Raw genomic sequence first — 21123 nt, forward strand, 5'->3', positions numbered from 1 at the left:
AACTACTTGATATTAAATAATAGCTACCTGATACTAAGTACTTGATACTATCCACATGAAAGAATACGATTGGAGCATAGAGCCGCAAAATAAATTATTCGATTTAAAACTAAAAGATACCTGGCACTATCGCGACTTATTGATGTTATTGGTAAGAAGAGATTTTGTATCTTTTTACAAACAGACGATTTTAGGACCACTTTGGTTCTTTATACAGCCGTTGCTGACGACCATCATGTTTACTTTCATTTTTGGTAATCTGGCGGGGATATCTACAGACGGTTTACCACAACCCCTATTTTACATGGCTGGTATTACGGCCTGGAATTATTTTGCAGACTGCCTCACCAAAACTTCCACGGTGTTTAAAGACAATGCCAATATATTCGGAAAAGTCTATTTCCCAAGATTAATTATGCCTCTAAGCATTGTGGTTTCCAATCTGGTGAAATTTGGCGTTCAGTTCCTACTTTTTATGGCGCTATTGCTTTATTATTACCTAACAGGAGCTGATTTCCAGGTGACCTGGGCCATTACTTTATTTCCTTTATTGGTTGTTTTGATGGCTTTACTAGGTTTAGGTTCAGGCATGATCATCTCTGCCATGACCACCAAATACCGTGACTTGGCTTTCTTAGTCACTTTTGGAGTACAACTGTTAATGTACGCAACTACGGTAATCTATCCTTTAAGTACAGCGATAGAAAACTATCCGGACTATGCCTGGGTAATCGAATATAATCCCATGACGCCAATCATCGAAATCTTTAGATACGGATTTTTGGGAGCCGGATCATTCTCATGGGATATGTTAGCTTATACATGCGTGGTTACTTTATCAATTACTTTCGGAGGTATATTGATCTTTAATAAAGTAGAAAAGAATTTTGTAGATACGGTGTAAGTCGTTTGTCGTCTTTCGTCCATCGAATAATGAGCAACAGCCCCTCCATATTTGTCCTTCTACCTCTGGGAGAAGGTGCCCAAAGGGCGGATGAGGGAAAACAAAATAGAATTCCGTCCATCGTTTCTCGTCTTTCGTTCATCGAATACGAATAACGACACCAAAAAATTCGTATATTTATGTATACCTGTTGATTAATAATTAAGAAATGGAAACTTTAATTGTACATCAGGAGATTGAAACACTTATCAAACTTAACTAATAATAAATTATAATAAACAAATTTTTATGACGGGAGCAGATAATATCAGGAACAGTATCATAGATAAATTGTTGACTATAACGAATCAGGAATACCTGACCGCACTTTATCAATTAGTTAATAAAAGTAATGTTAATGACGATTGCATAAACCTTTCCGAAGCGCAGATTCTCATGTTAAACATGAGCGATGATGACATAAAAAACAACAGAGTAATTAGTCAAAAAGAACTGGACAAAACAGACTTGGAGTGGCTAAAAAGCTTGTAATATGGACACAAACTGCTATCAAGCAAAGACGTGAAATACTTAAATATTGGACGTCACGTAACAAATCAACTACTTACGCTGAAAAATTAATCAAGCTAATTGAAAAGCGTACATCTGTCATTGCAAAAAATCCGGAATCTGGAAAAACAACTAATCATTTAGATACCAGAGAAGCTGCAATGGGTAATTTTAGTATTTACTATCGGATTATTGATCCGCATATTTATATTACTTCGTTCTGGGATAACCGACAGGACCCCGAAAAATTCATTGAGTTACTAATTCCTAGTATTAATTTTCCTGTAAAATCTCCTACTGCCGTCCATCTAGCTTCGTCTTTCGTTTGTCATTTGTCATTTGTCAAAACAATGAACAACGATCAACGAATATCGAATAACAAACACAAAAATTCGTTATATTTGTTAAAGTCAAGAAATAAAACATTATGGAAACTTTAATTATACAACCAGAGAGCAAGGAGCAATTGGCTGCCATTAAAGCTTTTCTTAAAGTATTGAACGTAAACTTTAAGGCTAACCATGTAAAACACCCAGCTAATCAATTCGACTTTTCTGATATTGCCGGAAAATTAGAGTGGGAAGGAGATGCTTTAAAAGAACAAAAGAAATTACGTTCTGAATGGGATTGAAGTTATTTTTGGATAACAATGCCATTATTTCTCTTCTAAAAAATGAAGATGATTTACTTGGGTTAGTGTCTAAATCATCCTCAGTTCATATTTCAGTCATCAGTGAACTTGAGTTTTTGTCTTTCTCGGGACTTACGACAAATGACATCAATTTATTCCGTAAATTTATTAAAAGAATCAGTGTTATAGATTTGAAGCAATCAGATCTTAAACTCATAAACAAAATTACTGAGGTAAGAAAAAATTATCATCTCAAACTTCCGGATGCTATCATTGTTGCATCTGCAATAATTACTAACTCTACATTAATAAGTCGAGATAAAGAACTGTCAAAAGTAAAAGAAGTAAAATTGAGTGACTGGAAATAAAAATCGAACTTCGTTGAACGACAAATTATAATCTGAATAGACCTAAGCATCAGTATTCATTAAGGCTAAGATTAAGCAATTCCTCAACCTCAGTCTCAACCTTAATCTCAACCTAAAAACATGTACCAAGACTTTCAGGATCTTCCAGTTTGGCAAAAAGCAATGCAAATTGCATTAAGTGTTTTTAAAATAACCGAAAACTTGCCTAGAAAAGAAGATTATGGCTTAACATCTCAAATACGCAGATCGTCCCTAAGTATTTCAGACAATATCGCAGAAGGATTTGGAAGACACCATAAAGCAGATAAGATAAATTTTTATATATACTCAAGAGGTTCAGCGAACGAAACAAAAAATCAACTGATATATGGGAACAAAGTTGGTTACTTTGATACAACCGAGGCTAACAACCTCATCAATTCATGTAACGAAGTAATCGAGTCACTGAACAGGCTCATGAAAGCACTTCGATCTCAGCCTTAACCTTAACCTCATTCTCAACCTCATATGTCCAACATAGCTATTAAAGCAGAAAACCTCTCCAAAGCCTACCAACTCGGCCAGATAGGCACCGGAACCATCAGTCGTGATCTTGAACGCTGGTATGCCCGCGTACGCGGCAAAGAAGATCCTTTTTTGAAGATTGGCGAAACCAACGACCGTACGAGCAAAGGCAGTTCCGATATCGTATGGTCTTTAAAAGATATCAATTTCGAGATTGAACAGGGTGATGCCGTAGGTATTATAGGCCGTAACGGTGCCGGTAAATCTACTTTATTAAAGGTATTAAGCCGGGTGACCTCCCCTACTACGGGTCGTATTACAGGCAAGGGACGTATTGCTTCTTTACTAGAAGTAGGTACAGGATTTCACCCAGAATTGACTGGCAGGGAAAATATCTATTTAAATGGCACAATTTTGGGTATGCGAAAAAAAGAAATTACCCGGAAATTTGACGAAATTGTAGATTTCGCCGGGGTAGAACGCTATATCGATACTCCTGTTAAACGTTATTCTTCTGGAATGTATGTACGTTTGGCTTTCGCAGTGGCTGCGCATCTGGAATCCGAAATTTTAATTGTAGATGAGGTATTAGCCGTGGGTGATGCCGAGTTTCAAAAGAAATGTTTGGGAAAGATGGGGGAAGTGAGTAAGGGCGAAGGGAGGACGGTGTTGTTTGTGAGTCATAATATGGGGAGTGTAAAACAATTATGCGAAAAGGCTATTTTATTAGAATACGGAAACATTAAAGGATATGAGAACTCCACAAAAATAGTAGAAAAATACCTATCAGATAGAAACACATCTACGAATAAAAAACAATACGATGATTTCCTAACATATATAGAAATTAACCAACATAGCAGTCACATAAGAATTGACGCAGAATATAAGAGTAAAATCAAATTAGACATTCCACATTTAGGATTTATCATAAAAAACTCAGAGGGTACCCCTATATTCGCCTCTAACCCTACCTTAGCAAATCTTTCTATTAATCAATCCAATCCATATCATGGAAAAATACACGTGGACATTACAGAGCCTAAATTAATAGACGGAGTATACAACCTATCTATATGGTTTGGAGACAGCAAACAAAATTTCATAGAAGACATAGACGCTCTATCTTTTGAAATAATAGGTATGACGGAGAACAAACAATACAACCAATCGTTAACTGGAAATATTAGCCCCAACACCAACTGGATTTTTAAATAATGATTGATTATATACATACCGAAGAAATTCACAACACGAAAGCTGCTCGGGCATTTTTACCTTTTTTATATGAGTATCTAAAACCTACCAGTGCTATTGACATTGGGTGTGGTTTGGGAACCTGGTTACAAGTATTGAAAGAAAATGGTACTTCCGAAATATTAGGAGTAGATGGGGATCATGTCGATAAGTCGAAACTTAAGATTTTTCAAAATGAATTTCTCGCTCACGATTTATGTGTTCCACTGATTCTAAACAAAAAATATGATTTATCAATCTGTCTAGAAGTCGCTGAGCACTTACCGGAAGAAAAAGCTGAAATAATCATAGATACGCTGACAAATTCAGCCGACACGATTTTGTTTTCTGCAGCCTTACCTTTTCAGGGTGGACAGAACCATATTAACGAACAACCATTTGCTTACTGGGTCACCAAGTTTAATAAAAGAGGTTTTATCGTCAAAGATGTTTTCAGGCAAAAAATATGGGACAATCCAGAAATTGAATGGTGGTATAAACAAAATATGTTTCTGATAGTCAAATCTAACGAGAAGCAAGATATAATAGCAGACTACTATCACCCTGAAAGGTATTTACAGATTATACATGAAAGGAGCAGATTAAACAGGCAATACTTTAATATTATACAGGGCAAAATCCAAGCCTTAACAGCACTTAAAATTTTAATAAAGTCTCTTATTAGATGGTAGCAGAAGGAATATCTATCATTATATGTTGCTATAACAGCGCAGAACGGTTACCAGAAACCATTAAACATATTGGACTACAAAAGATCTCAGATAATATTTCTTGGGAAGTTATTATAGTTAATAACAATTCAATAGATAATACTAGAGAAATTGCAGAAAAAGAATGTCAAAAACACCAAATATTATACTCGATTGTCGATGAACCCCAGGCAGGGCTTAGCCACGCTAGAAATAAGGGTATAAAAAGTGCCAATTATGAATATATTATTTTTTGCGATGACGATAACTGGTTACAGAAAGATTATTTACAAATAGCATACAACATTATATCTGTAAATAGAGAAATAGGAGCCCTCGGCGGAACAGGTATAGCTGTATCAGACATTGAACTTCCCTACTGGTTCGCTGACTTCCACAGAGGCTACGCTGTAGGTAAGCAAGGCATAAAAACTGGAGATATATCCTATAGAAAATTTTTATGGGGTGCAGGTATGGTATGCAGAAAATCTGCCTTATTAGAGGCTTATTCCAAAGTACCTTCTCTCCTAACTGATAGAAAAGGTAAAGAACTAAGTTCAGGAGGAGACTCTGAACTTTCTGTACGATTATTATTGCTAGGCTATATATTATACTATTCAGAAGATTTAGTTTTTAAACATTATATCCCTTCTAACAGATTAACCATAGAATACAGAGAAAGGTTATTTAAAGGTCATAGAGAATCAAATAAAATATTATATTCTTATTTTAAAAAAGCAGATATATTTAGGTTGACAAGAAAAGAAAAAATCAAACTATTTTTTTCCAGTCATATCCGGCTTTTTCTTTCTTATATATTTAAGCTAAAAAAATGGAATGCAGCTCATGAAAATCTGGTAATATATTATTTAAGAGGATTTAGCTATCTTCCGATTACTAAAGAGCAAAGATTGATTAATCAAATCGAGAAATAATCTTCTATGTCTTTCTTCCCAAAGATATCTATTGTAACACCAAACTATAATCAGGAAAAACACCTAGAACAAACTATTCTTTCTGTCATTAATCAGGGATATCCAAACTTAGAATATATTATTATTGACGGAGGAAGTACTGATAATAGTTTAGATATCATTCATAAATACAGCGAGCTATTAACTTATTGGGTAAGTGAAAAGGACAAAGGGATGTATGATGCTCTTCAGAAAGGTTTTAACCAATGTACGGGTGATATTATGGGTTGGATAAATTCTGACGATTTCCTGTTACCAAATTCACTTTTTGTGATTGCTAAAATATTCAATGAACATAAAAATATAAAATGGTTAACTGGTTCTTCAACCAGTTGTAATGAGAATAATCAATTTGTTGTTTCTCAAAGCCCTAGAATTTGGTCTAAGTTCCATTTTTATTTAGACGATTATCAATGGATTTCTCAGGAATCTACTTTTTGGAAAAAAGAACTTTGGTATAAATCAGGGGCCTATATAGAAACTAGCCTCCATTATGCAGGTGATTTTGAGCTCTGGCTCAGGTTTTTCAGGCATGAAAAATTATATTCTGTAATTGCTCCATTTGGATGTTTTAGGTTTAGAAAATACAACCAGATAAGTTTAAATTATATAAAGGAATATCATAAAGAAGCAAGAGGATTAATTAGTAAAGAGCTCGTTAATAAAAGTAAGTTCGATTTATATTTTTTAAAAATATACAATAGACTTACAAAACCCAGAACTGCATTTTTTAAAAATGTTCCTTTTCTAAAAAGTATATATTACAAAATCATGGACTTTCCTCTCCTATTACGATACAACAGAGCAACAGACTCGTTTGATTATTATAAATAAGCAACTTTGTTTTCCATTATAATCCCTACGTACAATAGCGAGAAGACAATACATAGAGCAATCAAAAGCTGTATCAACCAATCTTTTAAAGATTTCGAAGTAATAGTAATAGATAATCTCTCTACGGATAACACAATAAATCTAATAACTTCGTTTGACGACAAGCGAATTAGTGTTTTTTCACAAGCGGATATAGGTATTTACGATGCAATGAACAAGGGTATTTTAAAATCTGCAGGTGAATGGTTATTATTTCTGGGAAGTGACGATCAGCTATTTAATTCTAATACACTGGCTCTGGTGTGGGAAACTATTCTTAAAGCACCACGATCAAAACTTATATATGGTGATGTTATGAAGAGCGATGGTACATTGAGAAGCTATAGTAATTACAACTACATTAAACTGTTACGTACCTGCATCTGTCATCAATCAATTTATTATCATAAAAGCCTTTTTATAAATATAAAATACGATACAAACTATAAAATATGCGCAGACTGGGATTTTAACTTAAAAGTTTTCAGAAAAAAAAACCACCCGACTTATATTAATACACCGCTATCTATATTTAATTTAAGCGGTATAAGTTCAAACTGGAGTAAACATCCCGAGTACCTTCAAAATTTTGCTAATAACAAAACAGCTGCTATAAGATACAGAGGGTATATATATATAGCATATTATTATTTTTACAGGCTAATTGAAGCTCTTAAAAACAATAGATGATGGATCTTTCTGTTATTATTCCTTGTTTTAACTCCGGAACTTATTTAACTGAAGCTATTGCAAGTATAGAAACTTATGAAGGCAGATACAAAATAGAAGTAATCATTATAGATGATGGTTCTACGGAACATAGAACCCTGGGTTTACTCAACCAATACCGAAAAAAACTTACAGTTTTAGAACAAGCCAATAAAGGTCCCGGAGCCGCTAGAAACGCCGGCTGCAAAATAGCCAAAGGGAAATATCTGCTATTTCTGGACAGTGACAACAAACTGTCTAACAATTATATCCATAAAACGCTGGATTATCTTTACGATAATCTAGACATAGATGTTTTATATACAAATGTAATTTTCTTTGATAGTAATGAAAGCCGGTTTAAACCTGATGTCTTTGACATTGAAAAAATACTTGATAAAAATTACATAGACACATGTGCTGTCGTAAAAAAAGATTTCTTTGAGAAAATCGGAGGGTTTGATGAAAATAAAGTGCTTATAGGAAGAGAGGATTGGGAATTGTGGATACGTTGTTATAGCAATGGTGCAAGGTTTCATTTCCTTAACGAACCATTATATTATTACAGAATAAGAAAAAGGTCACTTTCTACTTATAACTCCATTGAGCAGCGAGACTTTCAATCATACTCATACATTGTTAACAAGAACATTTATCTATTTAGAAAATGTTATAAAGAAACATTACAAAAAAGCCTGGAGTACTCTTACGATAAAAACAGACCACTACGTTCTTTAATAAAATATCTGTGGTATAAATTAATATAACCCCATATCATAGTTATAGTTTACTAAGCATTAATATCCATATTTTTCCTGTTGAATTAAACTACAAATTAGGATGCCTTTATTTTCAATAATAATCCCAACCTACAATTCAGAACTTTTTTTACATTCTGCTATTGATAGTGTTTTAAAACAAACTTATAGTGATTTTGAAATACTTATAATAGACGGAGCATCTCTAGATAATACACTAAACGTAGCTAACAGTTTCAATGATAATCGTATTAAAATATATTCAGAAAAAGATAAAGGTATTTATGATGCCATGAACAAAGGGATTCAAAAATCAAATGGAGAGTGGCTATATTTTTTAGGGAGCGATGACAAACTATATGACACTGAGGTATTAGCTGATGTTAAAAGTAATATAAAATCAACAAATAGTTTTATCTATGGAAACGTAAAAATAATTAGTGATACAAATTGGGCAAAAAAAGGAGAATTATATGATGGCAAATTCGATATGAAGAAGCTTTTTAAAAAAAATATTTCACATCAGGCCATATTTTACAATAGAAATACTTTTGTCAAGTTTGGAGTTTTCAATATCGACTATAAAATATGTGCAGATTTCGATTATAATCTAAAGATATTTTCAAACTCAACTCCACAATATATAAACAGGACTATAGCATATTTTAGCGGAGGAGGAATAAGCACAACCGGTGTAGATGAAGCCTTTTCTAATGATTTCGCATCAAATATAATCCACTATCATAAAAACATAATATATCTATCATTATTTAGCACTTTTGAAGTACAGATCCTAAAGCAAGCAAAAAAACACTTGATTAAAAAAAAAACATTAGTTGGGGTTTATCTTTATCTTGTGGGAATATACTTTAAAACCCGCAGACACTTCAAACAAACTTTCGGATTTTTCAATGCCAGAAAAAATTAGACCAATCGCTATACACCTACCTCAATTCCACCCATTCCCCGAGAATGATGAATGGTGGGGTAAAGGCTTTACTGAATGGACGAATGTCACAAAAGCAAGACCATTATTTCAAGGTCATTATCAACCACATCTACCTGCCGACTTAGGTTTCTATGATTTACGCTTAGAAGAAGCAAGGTTAGCTCAAGAGGCATTAGCAAAAGAATATAACATCTATGGCTTTTGCTACTATCATTATTGGTTTAATGGCAAAAGATTAATGAATGAGCCTATTGACAGAAAGTTAAATAACCCGAAAGAAGATTTACCTTTTATGCTATGCTGGGCTAACGAAAATTGGGCAAGAACCTGGGATGGGGCAGATCATGATATTTTAATACAACAGAACTATAATGAAGCGGATGATTTGGAACATATAAATTTTCTGTTAGAAATATTTGAAGATAAAAGATACATCAGAATAAATAATAAACCCATAATTGTTATCTATAAATCGGCAGAATTACCAAATCCTAAAAAAACAATAGAAATATGGAGACAGAAAGCCTCTGAAAAAGGAATGGATCTCTATATCTGCAGAATGGACAGATGGAATACTGAAAACGGTCAGCACATTTTGGATACAGGATTTGACGCGTCTATAGATTTCCAACCATTAAGCCCTTCTCTTAAAGAATATTTAAAAAAAAGTTATAAAAAACAAAATTTGGTAACCAGAGTATATGATAAGCTTAAAAAAATACTTTATAAAAAGAGAGTTAAACAACCTACAATTATAGACTACGCTAAGTTTACAGAATTTGATTCAAGTTTAGTAAATAAACCGTACAAATTATACCCTTGTGTTAGTCCGGGTTGGGACAATACAGCTAGAAAAAAGGAAAACGGTATTGTTTTCATTAATTCGACACCGACTAATTTTTATAATTGGACAAAAAAGAAAATAAAAAAATTCCAGCCTTACTCTAAAGAAGAAAACCTTCTCTTTATTAATGCATGGAATGAATGGGCAGAAGGAAACCATCTCGAACCCTGTAATAAAAATGGTTTGGGGTATTTAAAAGCACTTAAAAAAGCATTAGATGAATAACGGAGTTGTTAGAGTTCTTTCTATAATAGTAACCTATAATGCTTTACGGAATAACTGGATTGAAAAGTGTGTTAGCTCATTGCTGAGTTCAAACTTTAAAACTGATATAATCATTATAGATAATGCATCAACAGACAATACCACAAGGTATATTGAGCAAAACTATTCTTCTGTTAAGCTAATAAAATCCGAGAAAAACTTAGGTTTTGGCCAAGCAAATAGTGTTGGCCTAAAAAAATGCTTAGCTGAAAATTACAACTATGCTTTTTTACTAAATCAAGACGCATGGGTGGAAGAGGATACCTTAGAAAAACTTATTAAGGTATCTGAGAACAACACAAATTATGGGATTATCAGTCCCATTCATTTAAATGGAGAGGGCAATGCGTTAGACTTTAATTTCTCAAATTACATTATCCCTAACAATTGTAAAGGTTTTTTTTCAGACATCTTTCTAAACAAACAAAAAGAGATTTATGAGGTAAAGTTTGTAAATGCAGCAGCCTGGCTAATTACAAAAGAGTGTATTGAAAAGGTTGGAGGATTTTCTCCTATTTTTTACCATTATGGAGAAGATGAGAATTACTGTCATAGGGCTTTATACCACCAGTTAAGGATTGGTGTAACTCCAGGAACAGTTATATATCACGACAGAGAAAATAGAGTAGAGTTTTCATCTCCTCAAAAACAATGGAATAATACTGTAAGAGCTTTTAATATTCATTACGCCAATCCAAACAACAAAACCTCCATATTAAAATACTATATTACATTATTGAAAATATCCATCACCCCCCCTTTTTTATTCAAGAAATTTATTCAACATATACTCTCGTTTAATCCCTTTTATTTTTCAAAAGTGAAGAATGAGTCAAAAAAAATAAAAGTATTTTTATAATGGAAAAAAAATTACAAGTTTCCATAATTATCCCTTGTTACAATTCCGAAAAATACGTTACAGAAACTCTTGATTCCGTCATTGAGCAAACGTATGAAATTTGGGAATGTATTATTGTAGACGACCATTCCACAGATAATACTTGGAGGATTTTGGAGGATTATCAATATAAATATCCAGATAAAATCTTTTTATATAAAAATCCAAGAAAAGGAGCATGTGCCGCCAGAAATATTGGAATGGAAAAGTCTAAAGGAGAATATTTAAAATTTCTGGATAGCGATGATATCCTGTTTGATAAAAATATAATAAAAAAACAAATTGAGTTCCTACAAAAAACACAAGCAGATATAGCACATGGAATTGAGATTCACTACAATAATGTATTTGAGATTAATAATATTATAAAAAAAAGGGGGGGAATTATCTCCTTAAAGAAAGTAAATAGCTTTTTTAAAAACTTCCCAATTACTTCTAACTTTATCGCAAGTAGAAAAAAGTTCTTTCCTCTTGAATGGGATGAATCATTAAGTTCTGGACAAGAATTTGACATTTTATTTAGAGCATACACTAATGGGTTAAAATTTAGTTTTCAAAAAACTCCTTACTGTAAAATAAGAGCACATGGAGGTATCTATAGAATATCCAATATGGATAAATTTAATTTTTTTAACAATACAGTTTTTTTATATAAAAAATTAATTTCGCACCTGAATTGTGATAAAATTGAGGACAACACCGATTTAAAAAAAGAAATAAAAAACCAATTAATTATACACAGAATAAATGCTATAAGGTTTAGTAATATTACAGCTTTTGAGGATTTCGGAAAAATTATAAATACACCGTCTCTTGCTCAAAGCCATGCATCTTTAACATATTGTATTCTTTATAAAATTAGTATTGTCAATAAAAATGTCAGCCTATTACTATATAAGATTCTAAACCGCCTGAGGCTTACTTAATATCAATGAAAAAATTAAGAAGTATATTTTTTAAAGCTATATTTAAGATTAGACATAATAATGCCCTTGCATTTATTTACTTAAAAGTTTTAAAACTATATGGGTTAGACAGTAAAAGTACTATACCATGTAGTACTAAATTCACCTGGCCCCATAAAGTTAAAATTGGTAAAAACACATATTTAGAACATGATATTTTTTTCAAACACGATGGGCCTTATACTTCCGGAAACTCTATTTTAATTGGTAATAATGTCTTTATAGGAAATCATTGTGAGTTTAATATAGCTGCATCTATTCTGATAGAAGACAATGTATTAATAGCATCGGGATGTAAATTTATAGATCACGATCATGGGATAGAATCTAACCAACTTATTAGAACACAACGTGGGCTTAATAAACCAATTACAATAGAGCAAGACGTATGGATAGGCTGTAACTCAGTGATATTAAAAGGGGTTAAAATAGGACATGGTACTATAATAGGAGCTGGTTCCATTGTGACGAAATCAATCCCTTCAAATGAAATATGGGCGGGCGTACCTGCTAAACTTATAAAAAAACGATGAGAAAACGCAGCACGGCTATTATAATCGCTACCTATCTCAGACCTCTGCTCTTAAAGAATTGTGTAGATTCCGTTTTAAAAGGAGACATGCTTCCTGATAAAATTGTCATAGCCCATAGAGACACGGATGAACTCACCCAATCTGCTATTGATGACATTAGGTCAGAATATTCTTCAAATGAGGTAAAAATAATAAAATGTACCGTTACAGAACCTGGTCACATACCTCCCATTGAATCATCACTAAATCTCATCGAGGAAGAGTTAACAATTATTCTTGATGATGACACAGAGGTCAAAAAAAATTGGTTTAGAGAGCTCCTATCTCCCTTTGACAATGAAGAAGTTGGAGTAGTAGGAGGTCAGGTATTTACCCCTAGTGTTCCAACACCTAAATTAAAAGGAAAACCTGGCACAATCAACTGGTATGGAAGATATTATGGTAATATTGGATGGGTTAAATCTGATAATTTATTAGAGGTTGATACTGTAATGGAAGGAAATAGTGCTTGGAGAACTCAAATATTAAAAAGCATATCAATCCCCAAAATATTTAGAGAAGATGTGTCTCCTCTATATGGTCTATATTTAACGCTTACATTTAAAAAACTAGGGTATAAAATCATCTACAATTCAAAAGCTTATGTCGATCATTTTAATGGAGTTAGAGCACCTAATCTAAAAAGGGATTTGGAGCGGTTAAAATATGGAAATAGAAACTATTTCTATATCTCTTATGTATTTTTTTCACCACAAAAGCAATTGTTTTATTTTTTATATTCAACATTTATCGGTAATAACGCATCAATCGGAATAATGAGTTTTGCATACAATATACTAACAGGAAAATTTGATATCCTTAAGCGAGTTGTAGCCAAATTATGGGCCAGAAAAGATAGCTTAATCTTTTACTTCAAAGAATTTTGTGAAAAAAATTGATCTGACTATCCTTATTTCATTCTTGCTCATTTCACTTGGAGGAGCTATTAGGAAATGGATGACTAGCTCTTCCGTTATCAATTTATTTATAACAGCATTCCCTGTTATATGTATCTTTATTATTTTAATATTCTTTAAGAAAGAGCTACCTAAAGAAAGAAAATTATATAATACGGAGTATTCTGTAGCACTTACTATATACCTGATATTACTCATCCCGATGGCAGTAAATCCTCTAAATCATACCATAGTACATGGTGTAGTGGGGATACTGTTACATAGTAGTTTTTGGTTATTATTATTTGCCTATTTTTCCAATAGGGATATTATAAACTTTAAGAAACTTATCCCTTATTTTGTTGTACTAAGTATTATACAAGTTGTTATTGGATTAATTCAATACAACTCTTCTCCTGACGACCCTATTAATCAATATATTCAGTCTGGAATATCTAATATATACGAAGAGGAGCCTCAAGAAGAAATAATTTACGCTGCAACTGTAGATAAAGCGACTAGGGCCTCTGGTACATTCAGTTATATAGGAGGTTATTCGTCATACATATTTTTTCTCCTATACCTCCTTTTAAGCTGCTATATTCAAGCAAAGAACAAGTATATACTAATCGGTTTATTCTTTTTAAGTGCAATAGGTACTTTAACAACAGGTTCCAGAAGTTCAATACTAATATACATAGTTACAATAACCTGTTTTGTATTTTTTCAAGTAAAAGAAAAAACAACATTAATACGAGGCTTGTTTCTTACTATTTTACTTTTCATCCTCAATATCGGATTAAATGATATTACTGGTATTCAACATCAGCTTCAAAATGCAATCGATAATATTTCTACACGTATTATAGAAAATCGAGAAGAAGGGAGTCAACGAATCTCTGGACCTATTAATACGCTATTAGACTCCGGATCCGAGTATATAATATTTGGTGTAGGATTAGGAACAAGTTATCAGGGGATTAACTCCTTATTAGGAAGTTCCAAATATGGAGGAACAGTACCTATAGAACATGAAATTGGCCGTATCCTATTAGATGGAGGTTACCCACTATTGCTATTAAAGCTTATCTTATTCTTTCTTTTGATAAAGAATATATACGGCAATAAGTCTTTTTATTTAATTGTCCTACCCATCACATTTCTAGCTACCATAATTACTACCAATCCTTATACTAATTTTTATCTGGCTTTAGGTATTATATTGTTAGATTACAGCTTATATAAGAATGAAAATAATAGTCTCCCACTCGGGTAAGCAACATGTATATAAACTGATAAATGCCTTAATTAAAGATGGTCATGAAGTTATATTTTACACCTTATTTTGGTATAAACCAAGAAGTATATTTTGGAAGTCTTTATTATCGATAGCACCACAAGGCATAAAAGTGCAATTAAGCAAACAGCTTCAAAAGAAATATGACAAAAATCTAGCACAAATACAAATAGTACATTATCCCTTAATAGAATTATTAAGAAAGCTATTGTTAAAACTCAAACCTAAGAAAGGAGAAAATATACAATTATGGGCAGACACTTTTCATGATAAATGGGTTGCTAAACAACTAAAAAAACAAGATTATGATATTTTTATTGGTTATGAAATGAGTTCTTTGGAATCGTTTAAAATAGCTAAAAGACAAAATAAAATAACAATATTAGACTTAGCACAAATACATTATCAGGAAATTGAAGACCTGTCAAAACAACATTCCAGTTTGTCTCATTTACAAATGAACAATTTCAGAATAAGGCTTAATAAAATAAAAGAACAAGAGTACCAATTGGCAGATAAAATCATCACCTTATCTAGTTTCGCTTGTAATTCTATGGTTAAACATGCAATTTCATCTGACAAATTATGGGTTGTCAATTTAGGTTATAATGAAAATATATTTCGATTCAAAGAAAAAACACTAAAACAAAATAATTTCAACTTAATTTATACAGGTGCTATCATTAAACGAAAAGGAATTATAGAACTAAAAAACGCTCTAGAGAAAATTGACAAAACCACCGATTTTAAAATTACACTTACATTAGTGGGAGGGTTAATTGATCAGAACTTTTTTACCAACACAAATTTTCCCATTATTCATAAACCTTTTATGAATCATGAGAAGCTAGTAAAAGAATATCAACAAGCAGATATATTTGTTTTTCCTTCCTTATTAGACTCATGGGCTATGGTGGTATTAGAAAGTATGGGTTGTGGAACCCCTGTCATTATTACAGAGAATACTGGAGCTAAAGATGTTGTTGCTCAATATGGGGGTGGAAAAATTATAGAAACGGGAAATATTGACGCATTAAAGGCTGCTCTTTTGGATTATTTTGAACATTATGAAAATATTTTGGAAGATTCTGTAAAAGCTTATGAAGCTGCACAACATTTCACATGGGGACATTATGAAAACAATATTATATCTCTTATTCGTAAAATGACCTATTCATGAAAAATATTATAACTCTTTTCTCTGATCACACCATATTACCAGGTACTCATGCAACATTAGTTTCCTTAATGCAGCATAATATAAATTCAACGCCTATACATATTATTCTTTTTGCCGATAAACTATCTTCAGAACATAAAGGAAACCTTTATAAAACTTTTAAGCTTCATAAAAGACCTCATCAATCATTCGAAATTAAAGACGCCCCCACTACTTATATAGAAGGTGCCAATACATTACATGGTAACACCACTACCTATGGCCGTTTATTTTTAGCCGATCTTCTCCCTGACAAAAACACAGTGCTGTATTTGGATACAGATCTAATAATACAAAAAGATGTTAATGATGTTTTTAATAAAATGAATAACGAATTTCTTTTATACGTTGATGGGACAGGCATTAGAAGCTATTCATTAGATAAGAATTTATTTACAAAGGCCAATTTAAATTTAAATGGGGCTTGTTTTAATGCAGGTGTATTAGGCATAAATCTCAAATTATGGAGGAAAACAGATGGATTAAATAGATGTTTAGAAACCATTAAAAAATATCCAGGACACTTTCTCTCCGCAGATCAGGCTGTTTTAAATACAACATTTAGCGATGAGTTTTTTGCTTTGGGTAAATCATTTAATCATCAATTGCATGCGAACTCCAAAGATAAAGTTTACAAAGACGATGAAGCAATATTCCATTTTATAGGATCTCCCAAGCCATGGGATTTTTTGGGTAAGTATTTTCATAACCATTATAAGCTTTGGAAGAGTTACTATGAACAGTCTGCTATTGGACAGCATTCTGCTTTAAGATATACTTCTTTGAAAAGAACAATTCTTATATCGAGGTCTTATCTTAAAAATCTCAAAAAATAACAATCCCTCATAATGGTTCAAGGAATGATTGCGAAACTAAATGGGCACATACTTCTTGGATCTTCGAAAAATAAAAAACATTACATATAATTTGTTGGTTAAGGAGTTAGAGGGTGTCGCATTTTTCCTCTTGGCTTATAGCTCCTGAAACAAGTTCAGGATGACGGGGCGAACAGTAAATAACTAATACCGAATAATTACACATAACCTTGAAAATCCCCTAAAATGGCGCAAGAATGAAGCGAAGGAGATTGTGCAATGTTTCTTGTGCCTTTGTAACCTTAAAAATTAAGTCGCTTCCACTTAGAACCGGCATTAATAATTTGGATAAACTTATATAGATGCTTCGAGAACCTCAGCATGACAATTAACGAAGTATCGGGATGACAATATTTAATTTTACCTTATCAACGAATAACGAAGAGGCTTCGAGTACCTTAGTCTGACAAATGAAAATACTCCACATCATAGCATCCTATAAACCAGCGTATATTTACGGCGGGCCAATTATGTCTGTGGCGAAGCTGTGTCAGGAATTAGTAAAAAGTGCAAAGTGGAAAGTGGAAAGCAAGACGCAGATTGCAAGATCAAAGGAACGAGAAGAGGAGATACTGAATCAGCCTGTCTCGAATTCGATTAGGGAAGTTCAAAATGGCAGATATAATTTCGGAATAGAAGGGACTTTTAACACTAAACTTTTAACTTTAAACTCAATAAAGGTATACACCACCCTTGCCAATGGAGCAGAAGAACTTCCCTACCCCTCCGGAACTGTACAAAGTATAGATGGCGTAGAAGTACATTATTTTAAGCGTTGGACTAAAGACCACAGTCATTTTTCACCGGCTTTATTTTGGAAGTTATGGAAGACAGCTAAAGAGTTTGATATTATCCATATCCATGCCTGGTGGAATCTGGTTTCCATATTTTCTTGTCTGATTGCGGTGATGAAAGGTAAAAAGATAGTTTTTACGCCCAGAGGGACATTAAGCACTTATTCTTTTAACAACAGAACCAGCGCAGCTAAAAAACTTTTTCATCAATATATTGGAAAGCCCTTATTAAAAAAATGCCATATCCATACCACCAGTAAAAGAGAAGAAATGGATATGCAAATCCTGTTAAATCCAAAAGGTATTACGACAATTTCAAATTTGGTGGAATTGCCATGGGAACAAGTGGATACTTTGCTGCAAAGACATCAGGATGTTAACGGTAGCTTAAAAATCATATTCCTTTCCCGAATTGAGCAAAAGAAAGGATTGGAACTGTTATTTATAGTGCTTTCTAAAACAGTATATCCTTTTCACTTACAAATTGCTGGAACAGGAGAAGCTGATTATATCTCTGAACTGAAGCAATTGAGTAATCAACTAGGAATTGCGCAACATTTATCGTGGCTGGGAATGCTGAATAAGGAAGAGAAATTCCTGCAGTTGGCAGCGAATGATTTGTTTGTACTTCCCTCCTATGATGAAAACTTCGCCAATGTAGTGATTGAATCTCTGTTTAGCGGAACTCCGGTTTTGATTACTGAGAATGTTGGTTTAAGTGATTATGTATTGGAGAAAGATTTAGGTTGGGTATGTGAGCGAGCGGAAGAGGATCTGCTGGAAAAACTCAATAAAGCATACAATAAAATAAGCAGGCAGAAGATAGACAGCAAGCGGATACAGGATACAGTTATAGAAGATTTTAAAGAAGACAAATTGGTGGAGAGGTATTGGGAGATGTATAGGGAGGTTTTAAGTGGGAAGTTGTAGGTTATAAGTTTTAAGTTGTAGGTTTTAAGTTGAAACCAGGCACTAAATAAACTGCATAGTATTTGTTATATTTGAGATTATGACAACGTTGACTATAGAACTTACAAATGAAAAAGCATTAAAACTTTTGCAACACCTGGAGGATCTCCAGCTGATACGCGTTGTAAAAAAAGAGTCTGCAAAACTGTCAGATTTAAGAAAAAAAGTAAAAACGCCAATGAGCAAAGAAGCAATTGATGAACAATTGGAGATAATTAGAAATCAATGGCAAAGAGATATTTAATAGATACCTCGGCAGTAATAAAATATATAAACAATTCTTTATCTCCTAAAGGCTTGTCTTTACTTGACAAAATTGTTGATAAAGAATGCCTGCTTTCATTTATAACTGAGATTGAGCTTCAGGTTTGGAATCCAAATAATCAAGAAAATATTGAAGTGTATAAGATCTTTGTTGAAAATTCATCAATTTATTATGTTGATGATCAAGTTATAAAAGAAACTATCCGAATTAGAAAGCTATATAATATTAAAATACCGGACGCTATTATCGCTGCAACAGCAATCGTTAATAAACTGATATTAGTATCTGATAATGACAAGGACTTTTTAAGGATTCCTGAAATAAAGTACTTTAATCCCAATAGAATTGATATCTAAAGCTTTACACAGCTTACTTCGTAAATATCCATCAGCATTACCTATTAAATTTTAGAATAAAAAAATGACAGCACCTATAAGTGCCGTAATACTTACGTATAACGAAGAGAATAATATTAAAGACTGTATAGACAGTGTATATGGTTTTGCCGAGGAAATATTTATAGTTGATTCCGGATCGACAGATCGGACATTAACGATACTCGCTCAATATGAGAATATAAAAGTTATCAATCATCCTTTCGAGAATTATAGTCAGCAGAGGAATTGGGCTATCAGCAACCTCCCTTTTTCTACTGAATGGATATTGAATATAGATGCGGACCACAGACTGACACCTGAATTTAAACAGAATGTACTACAACATTTTCAAATCGGAATTAGCCAGGATACTAATGGCTTCCTAGCCAGCAGAAAAACCATGTTCATGGGAAAATGGATTAAATATGGGGGCCATTACCCTACCTATCATGCGGTGTTGTTCAGAAAAGGTTTTGGGCAATGTGAGGATAAACTATATGACCAGCATTTTAAGGTTGAGGGACAAGCCATCAAGTTGAAAGGAGATATTATTGATTTGATTACAGAATCTTTAAGCACTTTTACCCTGAGACATGATAAATGGTCTAACCTGGAAGCGTGGGAACAGTTTTCCCAAACTAATTATAATGATCGGGTAATAAAGGGGAGCTTATCCACAGGAAATCCTATTGCACAACGGAGAATGCTGAAGAACATTTATCAGAAGTTCCCATTGTTTGTCAGGCCTTTTATTTATTTCTTTATTCGTTATTTTTTACGACTGGGATTTTTGGACGGAACAAGAGGTTTGATTTTCCATTTCCTGCAATGCTTCTGGTTTCGGTTCCTGATTGACGCAAAAATCTACGAGCTTAAGCAAAGACAACATGAACAAAGCGCAGATTAGATTCTTGCTGATATTAATTGGTTCATACCTGTTAATTTATGGCTTCTGCCAATTATGGATAGGATTATGCGCTCCAGGTGGTTTATATTGGCCTTTTGCAGAACAGCATTTAAATTTCATTAAATGGTATCGGGAATTACTGATATGGATTGCGGTTAAAATTGCTGCTATTTTTGATTTACAGACTTTAAGTAATTCTACCCAAATGCGCATTATTGGTAAGGGAGGAATTAATATTGTTTACTCCTGTATTGGTTATGGTATTTTAAGTGCTCTAGCAGCCATTGGCGTAGCGCTGCCGCAAAAAGAAATTAAACAGCGTATTTACTTTGTTTTAACCGGTTTTACCATATTTACCCTGCTGAATTCTTTGAGGATTTTTCTGATTGCCTATTATATGAAACAAGCCAGGGAACTTCGCATAGATCACCATGATATTTTTAATTATATCTGTTATGCATTGCTCTTATTGGGTATTTATTGGTGGAATAGAAGGAGAGGTAAAATGACTTATATTTCTCCATAAGTTTTACTCTTATAGAGATTGCCACGTCGTTCCTTTCCGAAAAATCGGAACAGGCTCTCGCAATGACAAAAGTAAAGAGTTATTACAAGCCTGCGAAGTAATCTCTTATCAATCAATTGAAAGATTGCCGCGTCGTTCCTTCTCGCAATGACATTCATAGGAGCGTCATTACGAACCTGCGAAGTAATCTATCCCATAAATAAAGTAAAAAGACAAACAGGAACAGATTGCCCGCACCGTTCCTCCCCGCAATGACATTGATAGGAGCTTCATTACGAGCCATAGCGAAGC

At 33.2% G+C, this 21123-nt stretch carries 26 protein-coding genes; all 26 read left to right on the forward strand.

Annotated elements, in window-relative coordinates:
* The first annotated feature begins 55 nt into the window (after positions 1-55).
* Positions 56-904 carry an ABC transporter permease gene (locus PEDSA_RS11595; protein ID WP_013633343.1) on the forward strand — a complete coding sequence of 283 codons (849 nt, stop codon included), beginning with the start codon at positions 56-58 and terminating at the stop codon, positions 902-904.
* A 288-nt stretch (positions 905-1192) separates the two neighbouring features.
* Positions 1193-1435 (forward strand): hypothetical protein, encoded by a 243-nt coding sequence (locus tag PEDSA_RS11600; RefSeq protein ID WP_013633344.1) that lies wholly within the window; start codon positions 1193-1195, stop codon positions 1433-1435.
* Positions 1417-1893 (forward strand): type II toxin-antitoxin system RelE/ParE family toxin, encoded by a 477-nt coding sequence (locus tag PEDSA_RS19895; RefSeq protein ID WP_013633345.1) that lies wholly within the window; start codon positions 1417-1419, stop codon positions 1891-1893. Before PEDSA_RS11600 ends, PEDSA_RS19895 begins: the two co-directional genes overlap by 19 nt.
* Positions 1881-2084 (forward strand): DUF2683 family protein, encoded by a 204-nt coding sequence (locus PEDSA_RS11610; RefSeq protein WP_013633346.1) that lies wholly within the window; start codon positions 1881-1883, stop codon positions 2082-2084. Before PEDSA_RS19895 ends, PEDSA_RS11610 begins: the two co-directional genes overlap by 13 nt.
* Entirely contained in the window at positions 2075-2452 is a 378-nt protein-coding gene (locus PEDSA_RS11615) for a PIN domain-containing protein (RefSeq protein WP_013633347.1), read from the forward strand. Before PEDSA_RS11610 ends, PEDSA_RS11615 begins: the two co-directional genes overlap by 10 nt.
* Positions 2453-2572: 120 nt before the next feature.
* Positions 2573-2935 (forward strand): four helix bundle protein, encoded by a 363-nt coding sequence (locus tag PEDSA_RS11620; protein WP_013633348.1) that lies wholly within the window; start codon positions 2573-2575, stop codon positions 2933-2935.
* Between the two features lie 24 nt (positions 2936-2959).
* A complete protein-coding gene (locus PEDSA_RS11625) occupies positions 2960-4174 on the forward strand; it encodes an ABC transporter ATP-binding protein (RefSeq protein WP_013633349.1) in 1215 nt (404 codons plus the stop codon).
* Complete coding sequence (locus tag PEDSA_RS11630; RefSeq protein ID WP_013633350.1) at positions 4174-4884, forward strand: methyltransferase domain-containing protein; 711 nt, start codon at positions 4174-4176, stop codon at positions 4882-4884. Before PEDSA_RS11625 ends, PEDSA_RS11630 begins: the two co-directional genes overlap by 1 nt.
* Positions 4878-5837, forward strand: a complete 960-nt coding sequence (locus tag PEDSA_RS11635; RefSeq protein ID WP_013633351.1) for a glycosyltransferase — start codon at positions 4878-4880, stop codon at positions 5835-5837. The genes PEDSA_RS11630 and PEDSA_RS11635 overlap by 7 nt, the downstream gene beginning before the upstream one ends.
* A gap of 6 nt (positions 5838-5843) precedes the next feature.
* Positions 5844-6710 carry a glycosyltransferase family 2 protein gene (locus tag PEDSA_RS11640; RefSeq protein ID WP_013633352.1) on the forward strand — a complete coding sequence of 289 codons (867 nt, stop codon included), beginning with the start codon at positions 5844-5846 and terminating at the stop codon, positions 6708-6710.
* A gap of 6 nt (positions 6711-6716) precedes the next feature.
* Entirely contained in the window at positions 6717-7439 is a 723-nt protein-coding gene (locus PEDSA_RS11645) for a glycosyltransferase family 2 protein (protein ID WP_013633353.1), read from the forward strand.
* Positions 7436-8224: a glycosyltransferase gene (locus tag PEDSA_RS11650; RefSeq protein ID WP_013633354.1), complete on the forward strand. Its 789-nt coding sequence runs from the start codon at positions 7436-7438 to the stop codon at positions 8222-8224. Before PEDSA_RS11645 ends, PEDSA_RS11650 begins: the two co-directional genes overlap by 4 nt.
* 73 nt (positions 8225-8297) lie before the next feature.
* Positions 8298-9143 (forward strand): glycosyltransferase family 2 protein, encoded by an 846-nt coding sequence (locus PEDSA_RS11655; RefSeq protein ID WP_013633355.1) that lies wholly within the window; start codon positions 8298-8300, stop codon positions 9141-9143.
* On the forward strand, positions 9127-10233 hold the full coding sequence (locus PEDSA_RS11660; RefSeq protein ID WP_013633356.1) for a glycosyltransferase WbsX family protein: 1107 nt from the start codon (positions 9127-9129) through the stop codon (positions 10231-10233). Before PEDSA_RS11655 ends, PEDSA_RS11660 begins: the two co-directional genes overlap by 17 nt.
* Entirely contained in the window at positions 10226-11131 is a 906-nt protein-coding gene (locus PEDSA_RS11665; RefSeq protein WP_013633357.1) for a glycosyltransferase, read from the forward strand. Before PEDSA_RS11660 ends, PEDSA_RS11665 begins: the two co-directional genes overlap by 8 nt.
* Positions 11131-12096, forward strand: a complete 966-nt coding sequence (locus PEDSA_RS19615) for a glycosyltransferase family 2 protein (protein ID WP_013633358.1) — start codon at positions 11131-11133, stop codon at positions 12094-12096. The genes PEDSA_RS11665 and PEDSA_RS19615 overlap by 1 nt, the downstream gene beginning before the upstream one ends.
* Before the next feature lie 5 nt (positions 12097-12101).
* Positions 12102-12668 carry an acyltransferase gene (locus PEDSA_RS11675; protein WP_013633359.1) on the forward strand — a complete coding sequence of 189 codons (567 nt, stop codon included), beginning with the start codon at positions 12102-12104 and terminating at the stop codon, positions 12666-12668.
* Complete coding sequence (locus PEDSA_RS11680) at positions 12665-13606, forward strand: glycosyltransferase (protein WP_013633360.1); 942 nt, start codon at positions 12665-12667, stop codon at positions 13604-13606. The genes PEDSA_RS11675 and PEDSA_RS11680 overlap by 4 nt, the downstream gene beginning before the upstream one ends.
* Positions 13593-14879, forward strand: a complete 1287-nt coding sequence (locus tag PEDSA_RS11685) for a hypothetical protein (RefSeq protein WP_013633361.1) — start codon at positions 13593-13595, stop codon at positions 14877-14879. Before PEDSA_RS11680 ends, PEDSA_RS11685 begins: the two co-directional genes overlap by 14 nt.
* Complete coding sequence (locus PEDSA_RS11690; RefSeq protein WP_013633362.1) at positions 14851-16080, forward strand: glycosyltransferase family 4 protein; 1230 nt, start codon at positions 14851-14853, stop codon at positions 16078-16080. The genes PEDSA_RS11685 and PEDSA_RS11690 overlap by 29 nt, the downstream gene beginning before the upstream one ends.
* Positions 16077-16955, forward strand: coding sequence for a glycosyltransferase family 8 protein (locus tag PEDSA_RS11695; protein ID WP_013633363.1), 879 nt, complete (start codon positions 16077-16079; stop codon positions 16953-16955). The genes PEDSA_RS11690 and PEDSA_RS11695 overlap by 4 nt, the downstream gene beginning before the upstream one ends.
* Positions 16956-17404: 449 nt before the next feature.
* Positions 17405-18718, forward strand: a complete 1314-nt coding sequence (locus PEDSA_RS11700; protein ID WP_013633364.1) for an XrtY-associated glycosyltransferase XYAG1 — start codon at positions 17405-17407, stop codon at positions 18716-18718.
* A gap of 79 nt (positions 18719-18797) precedes the next feature.
* A complete protein-coding gene (locus PEDSA_RS11705) occupies positions 18798-19001 on the forward strand; it encodes a hypothetical protein (protein ID WP_013633365.1) in 204 nt (67 codons plus the stop codon).
* The gene (locus tag PEDSA_RS11710) at positions 18983-19378 is read left to right on the forward strand and encodes a type II toxin-antitoxin system VapC family toxin (RefSeq protein ID WP_013633366.1); all 396 of its coding nucleotides are present in this window, start codon (positions 18983-18985) and stop codon (positions 19376-19378) included. The genes PEDSA_RS11705 and PEDSA_RS11710 overlap by 19 nt, the downstream gene beginning before the upstream one ends.
* A 64-nt stretch (positions 19379-19442) precedes the next feature.
* Complete coding sequence (locus PEDSA_RS11715; protein ID WP_013633367.1) at positions 19443-20306, forward strand: glycosyltransferase family 2 protein; 864 nt, start codon at positions 19443-19445, stop codon at positions 20304-20306.
* A complete protein-coding gene (locus PEDSA_RS11720; protein WP_013633368.1) occupies positions 20287-20832 on the forward strand; it encodes an exosortase/archaeosortase family protein in 546 nt (181 codons plus the stop codon). Before PEDSA_RS11715 ends, PEDSA_RS11720 begins: the two co-directional genes overlap by 20 nt.
* Positions 20833-21123: the final 291 nt, after the last annotated feature.

The organism is Pseudopedobacter saltans DSM 12145 (genome assembly GCF_000190735.1).
Classification (GTDB): domain Bacteria; phylum Bacteroidota; class Bacteroidia; order Sphingobacteriales; family Sphingobacteriaceae; genus Pseudopedobacter; species Pseudopedobacter saltans.